Consider the following 16,795-nt stretch of genomic DNA (forward strand, 5'->3'; position numbering starts at 1 on the left):
GGACGGGCCCTTCGGGATTATCAAAGCTACTAAAAACAAAAAAGCCGACCGGATTGCTCCGGTCGGCTTTCTCATTACAAACTCACAACGGATTACTCCGCTGATACTTCGCGCTTGGCCCGGGAGGCGCGCTTCGGACCCGCTTCCGGAACCTCGGCTTTGGCCGCCTGCTGGGCTTCGAGCTCTTCTTTCGAGCCGACAATCTGACGCGTATACTCGCGCAGACCGGTACCGGCCGGAATGAGGTGCCCGACGATTACGTTCTCCTTCAGGCCCAACAGCTCATCGGCCTTGCCACGGATGGCAGCTTCCGACAGCACCTTGGTGGTCTCCTGGAACGAGGCGGCCGAGATGAACGACTGCGTGCCCAGGGAGGCCTGCGTGATGCCTTGCAGCGTAGGACGGGAAACCGAAGGCTGAGCGTCGCGCACTTCCACCAGGCGGAGGTCACGGCGCTTCAGGCTGCTGTTCTCGTCCCGCAGCTTACGGGCACTCAAGATCTGACCCGGCTTCAGGATGCTGGAATCACCGGCTTCCGTTACCACCTTCATGTCGATGATGGTATCGTTTTCCTCCATGAAGATAATCTTGTCGATTACCTGGTGCTCCAGGAACGTCGTGTCGCCGGCGTCGAGGATAACCACCTTCTGCATCATCTGGCGAACGACCACCTCGATGTGCTTATCGTTGATTTTTACCCCCTGCAAGCGGTACACTTCCTGAATCTCGTTCACGAGGTACTCCTGCACAGCACCCGGACCCTGAATGCTCAGGATGTCGGATGGCGTGATGGCGCCGTCGGACAGCGGCATGCCGGCCCGGATGAAGTCGTTGTCCTGCACCAGAATGTGCTTCGACAGCGGCACCATGTACTTCTTCTTGACGCCGTCTTTCGACTCGACGAAGATTTCACGGTTACCACGCTTCACGGTACCATACGTTACCACCCCGTCGATTTCCGACACCACGGCCGGGTTCGATGGGTTACGCGCTTCGAAAAGCTCGGTAACGCGGGGCAGACCACCGGTGATGTCCCGCGTCTTGCCAACGGCCCGAGGAATCTTGGCCAGAATCTGACCAGCCTTGATTTTCTCGTTGTTGTCGACGCTGATGTGCGAGCCTACCGGAATGCTGTAAGCACGCTGACCTTCCTCGATGTCCTTCTTGCCGGCCTTCACGATGATGGACGGGTTCTGGGCTTTGTCGCGCGATTCGATAATTACCTTCTCGCGGTGACCCGTCTGCTCGTCCGACTCCTCGCGGTAGGTTACGCCTTCCGTGATGGCATCGTAGACAACGGTACCGTCGAACTCGGCCAGAATAACGGCGTTGTAGGGGTCCCAGTTGTTGAGCTCGTGGCCTTTCTCCACTTCCTGGCCTTCCTCTACCAGGAGGAACGAGCCGTACGGAACGTGGTTCGAGATGAACACCTTGCCGGTGCCTTTCTCCACGATGCGAATCTCGCCCGAGCGGCCCATTACCACTTTCGTCTTCTCCCCTTCGGAATTAGTCGAATCAACGGTCCGGATATCTTCGAACTCCACTACCCCCGCAAATTTGGCTTTGATGTTGGCTTCCACCGCGATGTTGGAGGCCGTACCACCTACGTGGAACGTACGCAGCGTGAGCTGGGTACCGGGCTCGCCGATCGACTGGGCGGCAATAACACCAACGGCTTCCCCGCGCTGGACCATGCGGCCCGAGGCGAGGTTACGACCGTAGCACTTGGCGCAGATACCACGCTTGCTTTCGCAGGTCAGTACCGAGCGGATTTCCACCGACTCGATTGCCGTAGCATCGATGCGGCGGGTCGTGTCCTCCTTGATTTCCTCGCCCGAAGCCAGGATAACCTCGTCGGTCAGCGGATCCACGATATCGTGGACCGTAACGCGGCCCAGGATCCGCTCGGACAGCGGCTCAACCACGTCCTCGTTGTCTTTCAACGCGAAGGTTTCGATACCGCGGAGGGTACCGCAGTCCTGCTCGTTTACGATTACGTCCTGCGATACGTCTACCAGACGACGGGTCAGGTAGCCGGCGTCGGCCGTTTTCAGCGCGGTGTCAGCCAGACCTTTCCGGGCACCGTGGGTCGAGATGAAGTACTCGATAACGTCCAGGCCTTCTTTGAAGTTAGACAGAATCGGGTTTTCAATAATCTCGCCTACCGAACCCTGGAGCGACTTCTGCGGCTTAGCCATCAGACCCCGCATACCGCCGAGCTGACGAATCTGCTCCCGCGAGCCACGAGCACCGGAGTGCATCATCATGTAAATCGAGTTGAAGCCCTGGTCCTCCTTTTCGAGGCGACCCATGAGGGTTTCAGTGATTTGGTTGTTGATACGCGTCCAGATGTCGATAACCTGGTTGTAACGCTCGTTGTCGGTAATCAGACCCATCTGGTAGTTCTGAGTAACGGCCTTCACGTCGTTCTGCGCCTGCAGAATCAGGGCATCTTTTTCTTTCGGAATCTGGATATCACCCAGGCCCATCGACAGACCACCTTTGTAAGCCGACTGGAAGCCCAGCGTCTTGATGTCGTCGAGGAACTGTGCGGTGCGGGCCATGCCCGTCCGCTTGAACACCATGGAAATGATCTGCTGCAGCTTTTTCTTGGTCAGCAGCTCATCCACGAAGCCAACTTCCGCTGGTACCATCTGGTTGAACAGCACACGGCCGGCTACGGTCTCCACGATCTTGGTAACCAAGTCGTCGTTCTCGTCGCGGATCTGCGTGCGGACCTTGATGTAGGCGTGCTTGGACAGCACACCTTCGTTGATGGCAATCACTACTTCCTCATCGGAGTAGAAGACCATGTCCTCGCCGTCGATTTTCTCTTCGGGCGTGCTGCGCTTGCCTTTGGTAACGTAGTACAGCCCCAGAACCATGTCCTGCGACGGTACCGCGATGGGCGCGCCGTTGGCCGGGTTCAGGATGTTGTGCGACGCCAGCATGAGCATGGAGGCTTCCAGGATAGCGGCCGGCCCCAGGGGCACGTGCACAGCCATCTGGTCACCGTCAAAGTCAGCGTTGAAGGCCGTACAAACCAATGGGTGCAGCTGAATAGCTTTACCCTCGATCAGACGGGGCTGGAACGCCTGGATACCCAAGCGGTGAAGGGTCGGAGCCCGGTTCAGGAGCACTGGGTGGCCTTTCAGCACGTTCTCCAGAATGTCCCAAACGACGGCATCTTTCCGGTCCACGATTTTCTTGGCCGATTTCACCGTCTTCACAATACCGCGCTCAATGAGCTTGCGGATGATGAACGGCTTGAACAGCTCGGCCGCCATGTTCTTGGGCAGACCGCACTCGTGCAGCTTCAGCTCCGGACCAACGACAATTACCGAACGACCGGAATAGTCGACCCGCTTACCGAGCAGGTTCTGACGAAAGCGGCCCTGCTTGCCTTTCAGCATGTCGGACAGCGACTTCAGGGCGCGGTTGCCTTCGGCGCGCACGGCATTCACCTTACGCGAGTTGTCGAACAAGGAGTCGACAGCTTCCTGCAGCATGCGCTTCTCGTTCCGCAGAATCACTTCCGGAGCCTTAATTTCGATCAGGCGCTTGAGGCGGTTGTTACGGATGATAACGCGACGGTACAGGTCGTTCAGGTCGGAAGTAGCGAAACGGCCACCATCCAACGGAACCAACGGACGCAGCTCGGGCGGAATAACGGGCACCATGCGGATAACCATCCACTCGGGCTTGTTTTCCACGCGGGTCGCGGCGTCACGGAAAGCTTCTACTACGCGCAGACGCTTCAATGCCTCAGCCTTACGCTGCTGCGAAGTTTCGTGAGCGGCCGAGTCGCGCAGGCTGTAGGAAAGCTCATCGAGGTTAATGCGCTCCAGCAGCATGTACAAGGCATCGGCACCCATGCGGGCGATGAACTTGTTGGGGTCCTCATTTGGCAGCATCTGGTTCTCCCGGGGGAGCTTGTCGATGATGTCGAGGTATTCGTCTTCGGTCAGGAAGTCGAGCTGCTGCACGCCTTCTTCGGCGAGGGCGCCGGGCTGTACGACTACGTACCGCTCGTAATAGATAATCTGGTCGAGCTTCTTGGTGGGCAGGCCCAGCAGGTAGCCGATTTTATTGGGCAGCGACTTGAAGTACCAGATGTGGGCAACGGGCACTACCAGCTCGATATGTCCCATCCGCTCCCGGCGTACTTTCTTCTCCGTCACCTCCACGCCGCAACGGTCGCAGATGATGCCTTTGTAGCGAATCCGCTTGTATTTGCCGCAGTGGCATTCCCAGTCCTTCACCGGACCGAAAATCCGCTCGCAGAACAAGCCGCCCATTTCGGGCTTGTACGTCCGGTAGTTGATCGTCTCGGGCTTCACTACTTCGCCGTTCGACCGCTCCAGAATGGATTCGGGCGAGGCCAGCGAGATAGTGACTTTCGAGAAGTCCTGCACCAGTTTTTTGTTTTTTGCAAACGCCATGTAGAAAGCTGTTAGCTGTTGGCTTGTAGCTGTTAGTCAGATGCTCCCGCCTTAAGGCGAATCGGAAAGGACGTAACAGTTCGACTCTGCGAAAAGTGCTCTGCGGTTCGGATAGGTACGCCGCGCAGTAGATTTTGCTAGGTCTGGAAGAATACGCCTGGGCTTGGGCAAGTCCGGGCGGGTGCGGTCAACTTAAGCCGGTAAAGAATTGTCGTTCTGACCTTATCTCGGAGCGACACCGGCGGCAGTAAGTATCGGTTGCCCGATCCGCGTATTATCAAAAGGCACCGAAATAGGAGCTGCCGATGCATCGGCACCGGCAGCTCCTTTCTCAGACCTTAGTCAAGCGTGATTTCCAGGGCCAGACCGCGCAGCTCGTGGATGAGTACGTTGAACGACTCGGGGATATTCGGCTTGGGCAGGACGTCGCCTTTGACGATGGCTTCGTAGGCCTTGGCCCGCCCTACCACGTCATCCGACTTTACCGTCAGGATTTCCTGCAGCACGTTCGACGCGCCGAAGGCTTCCAGAGCCCACACTTCCATTTCCCCGAAGCGCTGACCACCGAACTGCGCCTTACCACCCAGCGGCTGCTGCGTGATGAGCGAGTACGGCCCGATGGAGCGGGCGTGCATCTTGTCGTCGACCAGGTGACCCAGCTTCAGCATGTAGATAACCCCGACGGTTACCGGCTGGTCGAACTGCTGACCGGTCAGACCGTCGTGCAGGTACGAACGGCCGAAGATGGGCAGCCCGGCGTCAGCCAGCTCTTTGGATACTTCCTCTTCGGTAGCACCATCGAAAATCGGCGTAGCGTAGGTGCGGCCCAGCTTGAGGCCGGCCCAGCCCAGTACGGTTTCGTAGATCTGCCCGATGTTCATCCGGCTTGGTACGCCCAGCGGGTTCAGCACGATGTCCATTGGCGTACCATCGGCCAGGAACGGCATGTCCTCATCGCGCACGATGCGGGCTACCACGCCTTTGTTACCGTGACGACCAGCCATCTTGTCCCCCACCTTCAGCTTGCGCTTCTTGGCGATGTAGACTTTGGCCAGCTGCACAATGCCGGCGGGCAGCTCGTCGCCAACCTCCAGCGTAAACCGGTCGCGCTTGAAGCGGGCGGTGATGGTGTTGCGGCGCTTGGCGTAGTTCTTCACCAGCTGTAGCACCATGCCGTTTACTTTATCATCGGCCGTCCAGCCTTCCAGGATCAGGTCCTTGAAGATGTTGACTTCCTCCGGCACGGCGTAGTTGCTCTCGTCCTTGTAGAGGTTCTTCTCGGGGAAGAGGCCTTCGGACAAGTTCTTCTTGCCGAATTTCACCCCTTTGGAGATGAGCTCGTCGCCGAACTTGTGCTTTACGCCCTGACTCGTCTTGCCTTCCAGCAGCTGCACCAGCTTCTCGACCATGATAACGCGCACGGCGCGCAACTCCTTGGCATAGGCATCCTTGAGCTCTTCTACTTCCTTCTTCGACTTGGCCCGCAGGTTTTTGTCTTTTTTCGGACGCGAGAACAGCTTGGTGCCGATAACCACCCCTTGCAGGGACGGCGGCGCCTTGAGGGAAGCATCTTTCACGTCGCCGGCTTTGTCACCAAAGATGGCGCGGAGCAGCTTCTCTTCCGGAGTCGGGTCGGTTTCGCCCTTGGGCGTAATCTTACCGATCAGGATGTCGCCTTCCTTCACCTCGGCGCCCAGACGGATGATACCGTTGTCGTCGAGGTTGCGGACGGCTTCTTCGCTCACGTTCGGGATTTCCGAGGTCAGCTCTTCCTCGCCGCGCTTGGTTTCGCGCACTTCGAGCTCAAACTCCTCAATGTGAATCGAGGTGAAGATGTCGTCGCGAACCACGCGCTCCGAGATGACGATGGCATCCTCGAAGTTGTAGCCCTGCCACGGCATGAAGGCTACCTGCATGTTGCGGCCCAGGGCCAGCTCGCCTTTGTTGGTGCCGTAGCCTTCGCAAAGCGGCTCACCCTTGGTTACGCGCTGGCCTTTCTTGACCAGCGGCGTCAGGTTGATGCAGGTATCCTGGTTGGTCCGGCGGAACTTGATCAGGTCATACGAAATCTTCTCGGCGTCGAAGCTGATCATAATGTCGTCGGCGGTCAGGTCGTACTTCACCACGATGCGGTTGGCATCTACGTAGTCAATTACGCCGTCACCTTCGGCAATAACCAGGGAACGGGAGTCGATAGCGGTACGGCCTTCCAGACCCGTGCCCACAATCGGAGCCTGCGGGCGGAGCAGCGGTACGGCCTGGCGTTGCATGTTCGAGCCCATCAGGGCCCGGTTGGCGTCATCGTGCTCTAGGAACGGAATCAGCGAAGCAGCTACCGATACGATCTGGTTCGGGGCCACGTCCATGTAGGTGTACTCCTGGGGAGCAACCACGGGGAAGTCACCTTCAAAACGGCCTTTTACGAGGTCGTTGATGAAATTACCCTTATCATCGATGCGGGCGTTGGCCTGAGCAATGTGGTGGGTGTCTTCTTCCTCGGCCGTCAGGTATTTCACGGTGTGGCTCACGTCGACCTTACCTTCCTTCACGGCGCGGTAAGGCGTTTCAATGAAGCCCATGCCATTTACCCGGGCGTGCACGCACAGCGACGAAATCAGACCGATGTTGGGTCCTTCCGGCGTTTCGATGGTGCACAGGCGGCCGTAGTGGGTGTAGTGAACGTCCCGTACTTCGAAGCCAGCCCGCTCGCGGCTCAGACCTCCCGGCCCCAGAGCCGATACGCGACGCTTGTGCGTCACCTCGGCCAATGGGTTGGTCTGGTCCATGAACTGCGACAGCTGGTTGGTGCCGAAGAAGGAGTTGATAACCGACGACAGCGTCCGGGCGTTGATCAGGTCAACGGGCTTGAAGTCTTCGTTGTCGCGCACGTTCATGCGCTCCTTAATGGTACGGGCCATGCGGGCCAGGCCCACGCCGAACTGGGCGTAGAGCTGCTCGCCCACGGTGCGCACCCGACGGTTGCTCAGGTGGTCAATGTCATCGACTACGGCTTTCGAGTTGATCAGGCCGATCAGGTACTTCACAATAAGGACGATGTCCTCATTGGTCAGTACGCGGGCTTCCCAGTTCTTGTCGAGGCCGAGCTTCTTGTTGATGCGGTAGCGGCCTACGTCGCCGAGGTCGTAGCGCTTGTCCGAGAAGAACAGCTTCTGGATGATGTCACGGGCGGTTTCTTCGTCGGGCGCCTCCGTGTTCCGGAGCTGACGGTAGATTTGCTCCACAGCTTCCTTCTCCGAGTTGGAGTTGTCCTTCTGCAGCGTGTTATAGATGATGGCGAAGTCCGCAATGTTCACATTTTCCTTGTGCAGGATAATGGACTTGGGGGCGGCTTCGAGGATGGTGTCGATGTCCTCTTCCTGAATGGTCGAGTCACGCTCCAGCAGCACTTCGTTGCGGTCGATGGAAACTACCTCACCGGTATCCTCGTCCACGAAGTCCTCCGTCCAGGTGCGCAGCACCCGGGCAGCCAGCTTGCGGCCGACGGCTTTTTTCAGAGCCTTTTTATCGGCCTTCACTTCCTCCGACAAACCGAACAAGTCCAGAATGTCTTTGTCGGTGCCGTAGCCGATGGCGCGCAACAGGGTGGTAACCGGGAATTTCTTCTTCCGGTCGATGTAGGCGTACATCACGTTGTTCACGTCCGTGGCAAACTCGATCCACGAGCCCTTGAACGGAATAATCCGGGCCGAATACAGCTTGGTGCCGTTGGTATGCTTGCTTTGGGCAAAGAACACGCCCGGCGAGCGGTGCAGCTGCGATACAATAACCCGCTCGGCGCCGTTGATAACGAACGAGCCTTTTTCGGTCATGTAAGGGATGTTGCCCAGGAACACTTCCTGCTCAATCGTCTCGAAGTCCTCGTTGTCCTTGTCGTTGCAAACCAAGCGGAGCTTGGCTTTCAGCGGCACGGAATACGTCAGGCCCCGGTCGATGCACTCGTCGACCGAGTACTTCGGCGGATCGACGTGGTAGTCGAGGAAGGTCAGGACGAAGTTTTCGCGCGAATCCGAAATCGGGAAGTTCTCGGCAAATACCTTGAACAAGCCCTCGTCGGTACGGCTTTCGGCGGCCGTTTCCAACTGAAAGAAATCCTGGAACGACTGCAGCTGCACGTCCAGGAAATCCGGATACTCGATAACTTTCTTAATCTTGGCGAAATTAATTCGCTCGATGGCTTTCTGCATCAAAGCCTTTGCTTTCGGTGTAGCCAATGCGTTTGGGTGTTAAGAAATGGACACTGAAGCGTACTGTAATCACTAAACCCTGCGGGGCCATGCTGCGTACCCGTAGGCACAAAAAGCCGCAATGCGGCGCAGAAAGGCAATCCTGTAGAGTTTGTAGGCTACAAACAGGAAAAGACCTGGCTTAGTTGCCAGGCCTATCCATGTTCGTAAGAGAAAAAGCGCGGGGCAGCTTACTTAACCTCTACTTCAGCGCCGGCTTCTTCCAGTTGCTTCTTCAAGCCTTCAGCCTCGTCCTTGGTTACACCTTCTTTCAAAGGCTTAGGAGCGCCGTCAACCAGCTCTTTAGCTTCTTTCAGGCCCAGACCGGTCAGGTCTTTCACCAGCTTAACTACGGCCAGCTTGCTAGCACCAGCAGCCTTCAGGATTACGTCGAACGACGTCTTCTCCTCAGGAGCCTCAGCAGCAGCAGCGCCGCCACCAGCCATCATTACCGGAGCAGCAGCAGCTGGCTCGATGCCATACTCATCCTTCAGGATAGTAGCCAACTCGTTTACTTCTTTCACCGTCAGGTTAACGAGCTGCTCAGCGAATGCTTTCAAATCTGCCATTTCTGTAGATTGTTAAAAAAAAGGGGGTTGTTGAATTTAATTGAGGGGAAAAAGACGGCTGGCAATTAAGCCGCAACCTCTTCTTTTTCGGAAAGCGTCTTGAGGATACCGGCCAGCTTGTTGCCACCGCTCGACAGAGCGCTGATAACGTTCTTGGCTGGCGACTGGAGCAGACCGATAACTTCACCGATCAGCTCGTTTTTGCCTTTCAGCGTGCTCAGCGTCTCGAGCTGGTCAGCACCCAGGTAGATGCTGGAGTCGATGTAAGCTCCTTTGAAAGCGGGCTTTGGAATCGCATTCTTCCCGTAGGCCTGCGCCTTGTAGAAGTCCTTCAGCAGCTTGCCGGGAGCATTGCCGGACTCTTTCGAGAACAGCACACCCGACTGGCCTTTCAGCGCTGCGTCCATTTCCGTGGTGTCACCTTCCAGCGTGTCGAGGGCTTTCCGGATCAGGGTGTTCTTGTAGACTTTGAACTCCATACCGCGGTTGAAGCACAGCCGGCGGAATTCGTTGATTTTCGCCACCGACATTCCCGAAGCATCGGCAATGTAGAACGCGTTGTGCGATTGAAACTTTTCGCTCAACTCGTCGACGAGGACTTGTTTTTCTTCCCTTGTCATATCTCGTTGATTGTGAATTAAGCGGAAGTAACCGTAGTCTCAACCGGAACGGCCGGGCTCATCGTGCTGCTCAGCGTGATGCTCTTGATGTAGGTACCCTTAGCGGACGAAGGCTTCAGGCGCAGCAGCGTCTGGATTACTTCGATGGCGTTTTCAGCCAGCTTCTGGTCATCAAAAGACACTTTACCTACGCTGCAGTGAATGATGCCGGTCTTGTCAACTTTGAAGTCGATTTTACCAGCCTTCACTTCCTGCACCGCCTTGGCCACGTCGGTCGTTACCGTACCCGACTTCGGGTTTGGCATCAGACCACGGGGACCGAGCACGCGGCCCAGGCGACCTACTTTAGCCATTACCGACGGCATCGTGATAATCACGTCGATGTCGGTCCAGCCTTTTTCGATCTTGGCGATGTAGTCGTCCAGACCAACGAAATCGGCGCCGGCGGCCAAAGCTTCGGCTTCCTTGTCAGGAGTCACGAGAGCCAGTACACGAACGGTTTTGCCGGTGCCGTGGGGCAGCGTGGCGACGCCACGTACCATCTGGTCAGCTTTGCGGGGGTCCACGCCCAGACGTACATCGATGTCGACAGAAGCGTCAAATTTGGTATAGGTAATGTCCTTTACCACTTTGGCTGCTTCTACCAAGGTACGAGCCGTCGTCAGGTCGTGCTTGGCAAGGGCGTCCTTGCGTTTTTTGCTAATCTTGGTCATGAGTTCTTCTCCGTTTGATTATGCAGCGAAAGGAGAAGCTCCCGAGACGGTGATACCCATGCTGCGGGCCGTACCGGCAACGAGTTTCATGGCCGACTCAATCTTGAACGAGTTCAAGTCGGGCATCTTCGTTTCGGCAATGGTGCGAACCTGGTCCCACGATACCGAGCCAACCTTGTTCCGGTTAGGCTCTTTCGAACCGCTCTGGATTTTGGCAGCCTCCATCAGGAGAACCGGCACCGGAGGGGTCTTCACGACGAAGTCAAACGACTTGTCGGTGTACATGGTAATCAGTACGGGACATACTTGGCCGGCCTTATCCTGGGTGCGAGCGTTGAACTGCTTGCAGAACTCCATGATGTTAAGGCCTTTGCTACCAAGTGCAGGTCCAACCGGCGGCGAAGGATTCGCAGCGCCTCCCTTTATCTGAAGCTTCAGATAACCTCTAATTTCTTTGGCCATTGGGATTGAAAGGCTTCGGAGAATATGGTCGTAACACCTATTCTCCTCAGTTTAACTATTGCTCCTAAAAAAGTGGAAGCCCCCGTTGGCCGGAGCAGACGAACCAACGACGTACTATCTATATGTGCTAAGATTCTTTCTCGACCTGCGTGTAGCTGAGCTCCATGGGAGTGCTACGGCCGAAAATCTTCACAATCACGTTCAGCTTCTTGCGCTCATCGAATATCTCGGACACGTTGCCGGAGAAGCCGCTGAAGGCGCCATCTACTACTTTCACCAGCTCGCCCACCACGAAGGGAGTATCGAGGCTGGCGGTTTCCTCCTCGGCTTCGTCCACGATGCCCAGGATGCGGTTCACTTCAGCCATGCGCAGCGGCACGGGTTTGGTATTGGCAGTTTTGCCTTCTTTGTCGCTCAGGAAACCAATTACACCCGGGGTACTGGTAATAATGTGGTCAACTTCACCATGCGACAGATCGGCGTGAATCAGGATGTAACCGGGGAAGAAGTTACGCTCGCGCACCCGCTTCTTGCCATTGCGCATCTCGTACACTTTCTCGGCCGGAATCAACACCTGGGGTACCAACTCCGAAAGGCCATGACGGCCAATCTCGGTTTCCAAGTACTGCTTGGCTTTCTTCTCTTGTCCGCTCACCGAGCGAACCACGTACCACTTCAACTCTCCCATTAGATCAGCCGATTAACGGAATGAATTGTAGAACGCCTCCAGGCCGGTTTTGAACACTAAGTCCATCACGCCGACGACAACGGCAAAAATCAGCGAGCCAATCAGCACCAGACCGGCACTCTTCTGCAGTTCATCGAAAGAAGGCCACGTTACCTTGTAGCGCATCTCCTCGGTGGTGTCGCGGAAATAATTCGTCAGCTTGCTCATGTTCGCGCCTGGTTTGGCTGTAAACTGTTTGCGGCTGCTAAAACAGCCTATTCTTGCACGGGCGGAGAGATTCGAACTCCCATCAAAGGTTTTGGAGACCTCTATTCTACCCTTGAACTACGCCCGTGGATGCGTTCCAAACAGCCCGTAAGCCGGATTGGGACTGCAAATGTACTGAACTCTTTAAACAAAACAAATCCGCCCCTGAAAATATCAGAGGCGGATTGTGTTGTTTTACCAGTTTCTAAGCGAAACTAGTCGAGGATTTCGGTTACCTGACCGGCACCTACCGTACGGCCACCTTCGCGGATAGCGAAGCGCAGACCTTTCTCCATCGCCACCTTGCTGATCAGCTCAACCTGGATGGTGATGTTGTCACCGGGCATTACCATTTCAACACCTTCTGGGAGGGTGATGATGCCGGTAACGTCGGTGGTACGCAGGTAGAACTGCGGACGGTAGTTGTTGAAGAATGGCGTGTGACGGCCACCTTCCTCTTTCGAGAGAACGTAAACTTCAGCCTTGAACTTCTGGTGAGGAGTTACGGAGCCGGGCTTGCAGATAACCATACCACGACGGATGGCTTCTTTTTCAATACCGCGGAGCAACAGACCTACGTTGTCACCAGCTTCGCCACGGTCGAGGATTTTGCGGAACATCTCCACACCCGTAACCGTCGACTTCAGACCAGCAACGGCACCCATACCGAGGATATCCACCTGCTCACCCGAGTTGATGATACCACGCTCGATACGGCCGGTAGCTACCGTGCCACGACCCGTGATAGAGAATACGTCCTCTACCGGCATCAGGAAGGGCAGGTCGGTCAGACGAGCAGGAATCGGAATGAAGCTATCAACAGCTTCCATCAGCTCCTCAATTTTCGGAACCCAGGCAGCATCACCATTCAGGCCGCCCAGAGCCGAGCCCTGGATAACGGGAATGTTGTCGCCGTCGAAGTCGTAGAACGAGAGCAGTTCGCGGATTTCCATTTCCACGAGCTCAAGCAGCTCGGGGTCATCCACCATATCCACTTTGTTCATGAACACTACGAGCTGAGGAACACCTACCTGGCGAGCCAGCAGGATGTGCTCACGCGTCTGAGGCATTGGGCCGTCGGTAGCAGCTACTACCAGGATAGCGCCGTCCATCTGGGCAGCACCCGTAACCATGTTCTTCACATAGTCAGCGTGACCGGGGCAGTCAACGTGAGCGTAGTGACGGTTAACGGTCGAGTATTCAACGTGCGACGTGTTGATCGTGATACCGCGCTCTTTTTCTTCGGGAGCGTTATCAATCGACGAGAAGTCACGCTTGGTGGCCAAACCTTTGTTCGCCAGTACCATTGTGATAGCAGCAGTCAGGGTGGTTTTGCCGTGGTCGACGTGCCCAATCGTACCGATGTTCACGTGCGGCTTGGAACGATCAAAATTTTCTTTGGCCATTGTAAAGAGATTAAAAGAATTTTAGTGGGAAGCGGGAAATACGATTAAGCTATACTGCAAGAAAGCGAAACGCAGCCCCGCTTAGTGGGAAAAACTGCACGTCGCTTTACCTGGCTGACAGATTCAGACAAGACAGTCGCGCTGCTTCGTCGGTAATCGTATTAACTGGAGCCATTTATGGGATTTGAACCCATGACCTCTTCCTTACCAAGGAAGTGCTCTACCACTGAGCTAAAACGGCTGGTTTTAAAGATGCGCTGACAACGGGAAGGCTGCTAGCGCGGGCAAAGATACTGGTTAATTCTAACAGCAGGAAACCAAAGGCTAAAACCTGTTAGCAACTAGAGCGGGAGACGAGGTTCGAACCCGCGACCTGCAGCTTGGAAGGCTGCCGCTCTACCAGCTGAGCTACTCCCGCGTAAGAGCAAGACAATGAGCTGGTGAACATTTCACCAACTCATTATTTTACTGCTGTGGGGGTAACAGGACTCGAACCTATGAACCCGAAGGAGGTGAGTTACAGTCACCCGCAATTGCCGCTATGCGATACCCCCAGCTTAGTTTTCCTCACCTTTTGCGAAGAAGATTTCCCTTTTCACAAGACCCGTTAAAGTGGGTGGGTTGTTAAAGGAGTTGCAAAATTAGAGGGTTTCTCTTGCAAGTCAAGCGCTGGGCCGAAAAGGTTGTAAATAATTTTCCGGCCACCGGACCTGAAATGAGCCTGCGGGCCACCTAACCCCCTGATTCAGGAGATACAACGCCCGCAAATGGCCCGGCGAAAAAACTCCGTCAGCCGTGAAAATAAATTCTACTGGATCAGGCTATAGGCGGCTTTCAGCTGATCATTCTTCTCTTTCGAGCGGATATCCTGCAGCGTGGCCTTCAGGCTGGCCGTACTTGGCACCAGGGAATTCAGGCCCCGGTACGCGCCCAAGCGCACCGTAATGTTGGGATGCGTGCGGGCAAATGCTTCGAGCCGCTGGATTCCCTTGTCGCGCTCCACAGGGGGCATGCGCACCATCAGCAGGCCGAAGTTTTGCAGGTAGGTGTACAGCTCATCCTCCGCAATGTCGTTCATGCGCCGCAGAAACCACTGGTACTGGTCGGCCGTGCCATTGAGCGAGTAGTAGTTTGATAAAGCGTGCAGCAACGCCGGATTGGTAGTTTCCTGCAGCGCGTTGATGGACTCCCGGGTACTGACCGTCGGATTCTTGGCCAGAGCAGCAATGGCCGCGCCCACTACCAGATAGGAGCTGTCGTTGAGGGCACTGCTGTACACGTCGCCGAAATCTTCGTTGAGGAAGGCACCCAAGGTAGTGACGGCCATGGCCCGCACCTGGCTTTTCTTATCGGTCATGGCCACGCGCCGCAGCTCCTTGCGCACGGCATTGCCCTCGGGGCCCTTATAACGCCGGAAGCCCTCGACGGCAGCCAGCCGCACGGCCCAGAAGTTATCATTCATGGCGTTGCGCTGCATGCCGCTAACGGCCAAGTCGCCCAGCTTTGCGTGCAGCTTCTCGATGGCTTCGTACTTCTGCAGGTAATGGCGGGCGTGGTAGTACTGGAACAACAGCTCATCCTGGGTCTGCTCTTCCTCGATCTTGGCCAGCAGCTGCCCTTCCCCGTCAAACTTGACCAGGCTGGGGCGCTGCGAAGCCGGCAGCGTGAACATCTGGTTGGCCTTGGTCACCACTATCTTGTGGTCGGTGGGCTGACTCTGGCTGCCCGACCACACTGAAACCGTAACGGGCAGGCGGTAAATGGGCGTGAAGGTGGAATCCTGCATCTGCTCGACGCGCAGGTTGATCTGGCCGTTGGCGTAGGTGTGCGAAATGTGCAGCTCCGGGTGGCCGCGCTGCAGAAACCACTGGTCGAAAAACCACATCAGGTCTTCCCCGGTGGTTTCTTCGAAGGCAATGCGCAGCTTGGCTATTTCGGAAGCCGAATACTTGTTCTGGGTGAGGTAGCGGTTCAGCGAAGCAAAGAAAGCGTCGTCGCCGACGTATTTGCGCAGCATGTGCAGCACCCGGCCGCCCTTGTCGTAGGAATGGCGGTCGAACATATCCTCCCGGGCGCCATAGTGGTAGCGGATCAGCGGCTCCCGCTTGCTTTCGGCTTCGGTCAGGTAGTTGGTGAGCTTCTGCTGCTGCACCAGGGCCGCGGCATCGACGCCGTACTTATGCTCGGCCCACAGCAGCTCCGAATAATCGGCAAACGACTCGTTCAGCGGCAGGTTCGACCACGACTCGCTCGTGACGTAGTCGCCAAACCAGTGGTGAAACAGCTCGTGGGCAATGGTGCCTTCGGCCAGGTAGCTCTGGTCGAGCAGGTCGCGCGGAGTCAGCTGGGTCCACTCCTGCCGAATGGTGACGGCCGTCGTGTTTTCCATGGCGCCGGACACGAAGTCGCGCACGGCCACCTGCGAGTATTTCTCCCAGGGAAATTCCACGCCCAGCTTCTTGGAGAAGAAGTCCATCATCTGGGGCGTGTTGCCGAACACGGCTTTGGCGGTGCCCTGGAACTTGGGCTCCACGTAATAATCGACGATTTTGCCTTTCCACGTGTCACTGACGACGGCAAACTCACCTACGGCCATCATGCTCAGGTAGGGTGCGGCGGGCAGCGTCTGCTTCCACACGTCGGTGCGGGTACCATCGGCATTTTTTTTCGACGAAATCAGCAAGCCGTTGGACAGCGTCTTGTACTGCGCGTCCACCGTCATGGCAATTTCCTGGGTCATGCGCTGGTTGGGCTTGTCGATAGTCGGAAACCAGGCGGAGTTGGCCTCCGTCTCGCCCTGGGTCCAGATCTGCTTGGGCTTGGTCTTGTCGGTACCCAGCGGGTTGATAAAGTACAGGCCCTTGCTGCTGGTAATGGCGGCGCTGCCCCCGGCCTCCAGCTCATTGGGCTTGGCCACGTAGCTGATGCGCACCTGGTACTGCTCGGTGCGGGTGTAGGTCCGGTCGAGGGCAATGGTGAGCTTGCGCTTGTCGTAGGTGTAGTTCAGGTTTTTCTCCTTGCCGCCGATAACGGACCGCACGCTTTTGATGTCAAACCCTTTGGCATCGAGCACCAGCTGGTTTTGCGGATAGAAGTGCGGGCGGACCGTAAGCAGCGCGTTGCCGGTAAGCCACTGGCGGGCCCAGTCAAACTTCACTTCCAGCTTGGTATCAACCAGATCGGTAACAACGGTAGCGGCCGGCTGCACCGGCGTGGTAGGCGGCAGCCAGGAGGGCACGATGATAGTGCTGGCAGCCGCCCGAGAAATCAGGGGCTCGGTAACAACCGTACTTTTCTTATGGGTAGCCGCTTTCGGCGACGTTGGCTTAACAGCTTTTACTGTCTGAGCCGAAGCCGTTAGCTGGCACGTAAGGACCAGGCCAAGAATGCCGAGGACCGAATATT

The 16,795-nt window shown here is 56.5% G+C and carries 10 protein-coding genes and 4 tRNA genes; all 14 read right to left on the reverse strand.

The genetic code is table 11. The features are described from left to right. Positions 1–92 precede the first annotated feature (92 nt). The gene (gene rpoC / locus ABD842_RS16795; RefSeq protein ID WP_345116518.1) at positions 93–4,442 is read right to left on the reverse strand and encodes a DNA-directed RNA polymerase subunit beta'; all 4,350 of its coding nucleotides are present in this window, start codon (positions 4,440–4,442) and stop codon (positions 93–95) included. Positions 4,443–4,780: 338 nt separating this feature from the next. Then, positions 4,781–8,647, reverse strand: coding sequence for a DNA-directed RNA polymerase subunit beta (gene rpoB, locus ABD842_RS16800; protein WP_345116521.1), 3,867 nt, complete (start codon positions 8,645–8,647; stop codon positions 4,781–4,783). A 230-nt stretch (positions 8,648–8,877) separates the two neighbouring features. Continuing rightward, positions 8,878–9,255 (reverse strand): 50S ribosomal protein L7/L12, encoded by a 378-nt coding sequence (gene rplL / locus ABD842_RS16805; protein WP_345116523.1) that lies wholly within the window; start codon positions 9,253–9,255, stop codon positions 8,878–8,880. A 65-nt stretch (positions 9,256–9,320) separates the two neighbouring features. Next, complete coding sequence (gene rplJ / locus ABD842_RS16810) at positions 9,321–9,875, reverse strand: 50S ribosomal protein L10 (RefSeq protein ID WP_345116526.1); 555 nt, start codon at positions 9,873–9,875, stop codon at positions 9,321–9,323. A 17-nt stretch (positions 9,876–9,892) separates the two neighbouring features. After that, positions 9,893–10,588 carry a 50S ribosomal protein L1 gene (gene rplA, locus ABD842_RS16815; protein ID WP_345116529.1) on the reverse strand — a complete coding sequence of 232 codons (696 nt, stop codon included), beginning with the start codon at positions 10,586–10,588 and terminating at the stop codon, positions 9,893–9,895. An 18-nt stretch (positions 10,589–10,606) separates the two neighbouring features. After that, on the reverse strand, positions 10,607–11,050 hold the full coding sequence (gene rplK / locus ABD842_RS16820) for a 50S ribosomal protein L11 (RefSeq protein ID WP_073107117.1): 444 nt from the start codon (positions 11,048–11,050) through the stop codon (positions 10,607–10,609). A 127-nt stretch (positions 11,051–11,177) separates the two neighbouring features. Beyond that, positions 11,178–11,738, reverse strand: coding sequence for a transcription termination/antitermination protein NusG (gene nusG / locus ABD842_RS16825; RefSeq protein WP_073107120.1), 561 nt, complete (start codon positions 11,736–11,738; stop codon positions 11,178–11,180). A 12-nt stretch (positions 11,739–11,750) separates the two neighbouring features. Then, on the reverse strand, positions 11,751–11,945 hold the full coding sequence (gene secE, locus ABD842_RS16830) for a preprotein translocase subunit SecE (protein WP_345116535.1): 195 nt from the start codon (positions 11,943–11,945) through the stop codon (positions 11,751–11,753). A 56-nt stretch (positions 11,946–12,001) separates the two neighbouring features. Then, positions 12,002–12,072 (reverse strand) — tRNA-Trp (locus ABD842_RS16835). Between the two features lie 127 nt (positions 12,073–12,199). Then, positions 12,200–13,390: an elongation factor Tu gene (gene tuf / locus ABD842_RS16840; RefSeq protein WP_345116538.1), complete on the reverse strand. Its 1,191-nt coding sequence runs from the start codon at positions 13,388–13,390 to the stop codon at positions 12,200–12,202. Positions 13,391–13,556: 166 nt separating this feature from the next. Beyond that, positions 13,557–13,631: transfer RNA gene (locus ABD842_RS16845), tRNA-Thr, on the reverse strand. 104 nt (positions 13,632–13,735) lie between these two features. Next, positions 13,736–13,808, reverse strand: a tRNA-Gly gene (locus ABD842_RS16850). Positions 13,809–13,864: 56 nt separating this feature from the next. Continuing rightward, positions 13,865–13,944, reverse strand: a tRNA-Tyr gene (locus ABD842_RS16855). A 254-nt stretch (positions 13,945–14,198) separates the two neighbouring features. After that, a complete protein-coding gene (locus tag ABD842_RS16860) occupies positions 14,199–16,628 on the reverse strand; it encodes a M1 family aminopeptidase (RefSeq protein ID WP_345116541.1) in 2,430 nt (809 codons plus the stop codon). Between the last annotated feature and the right edge of the window lie 167 nt (positions 16,629–16,795).

The sequence above is a fragment of the Hymenobacter algoricola genome (assembly GCF_039539525.1).
Lineage (GTDB): Bacteria > Bacteroidota > Bacteroidia > Cytophagales > Hymenobacteraceae > Hymenobacter > Hymenobacter algoricola.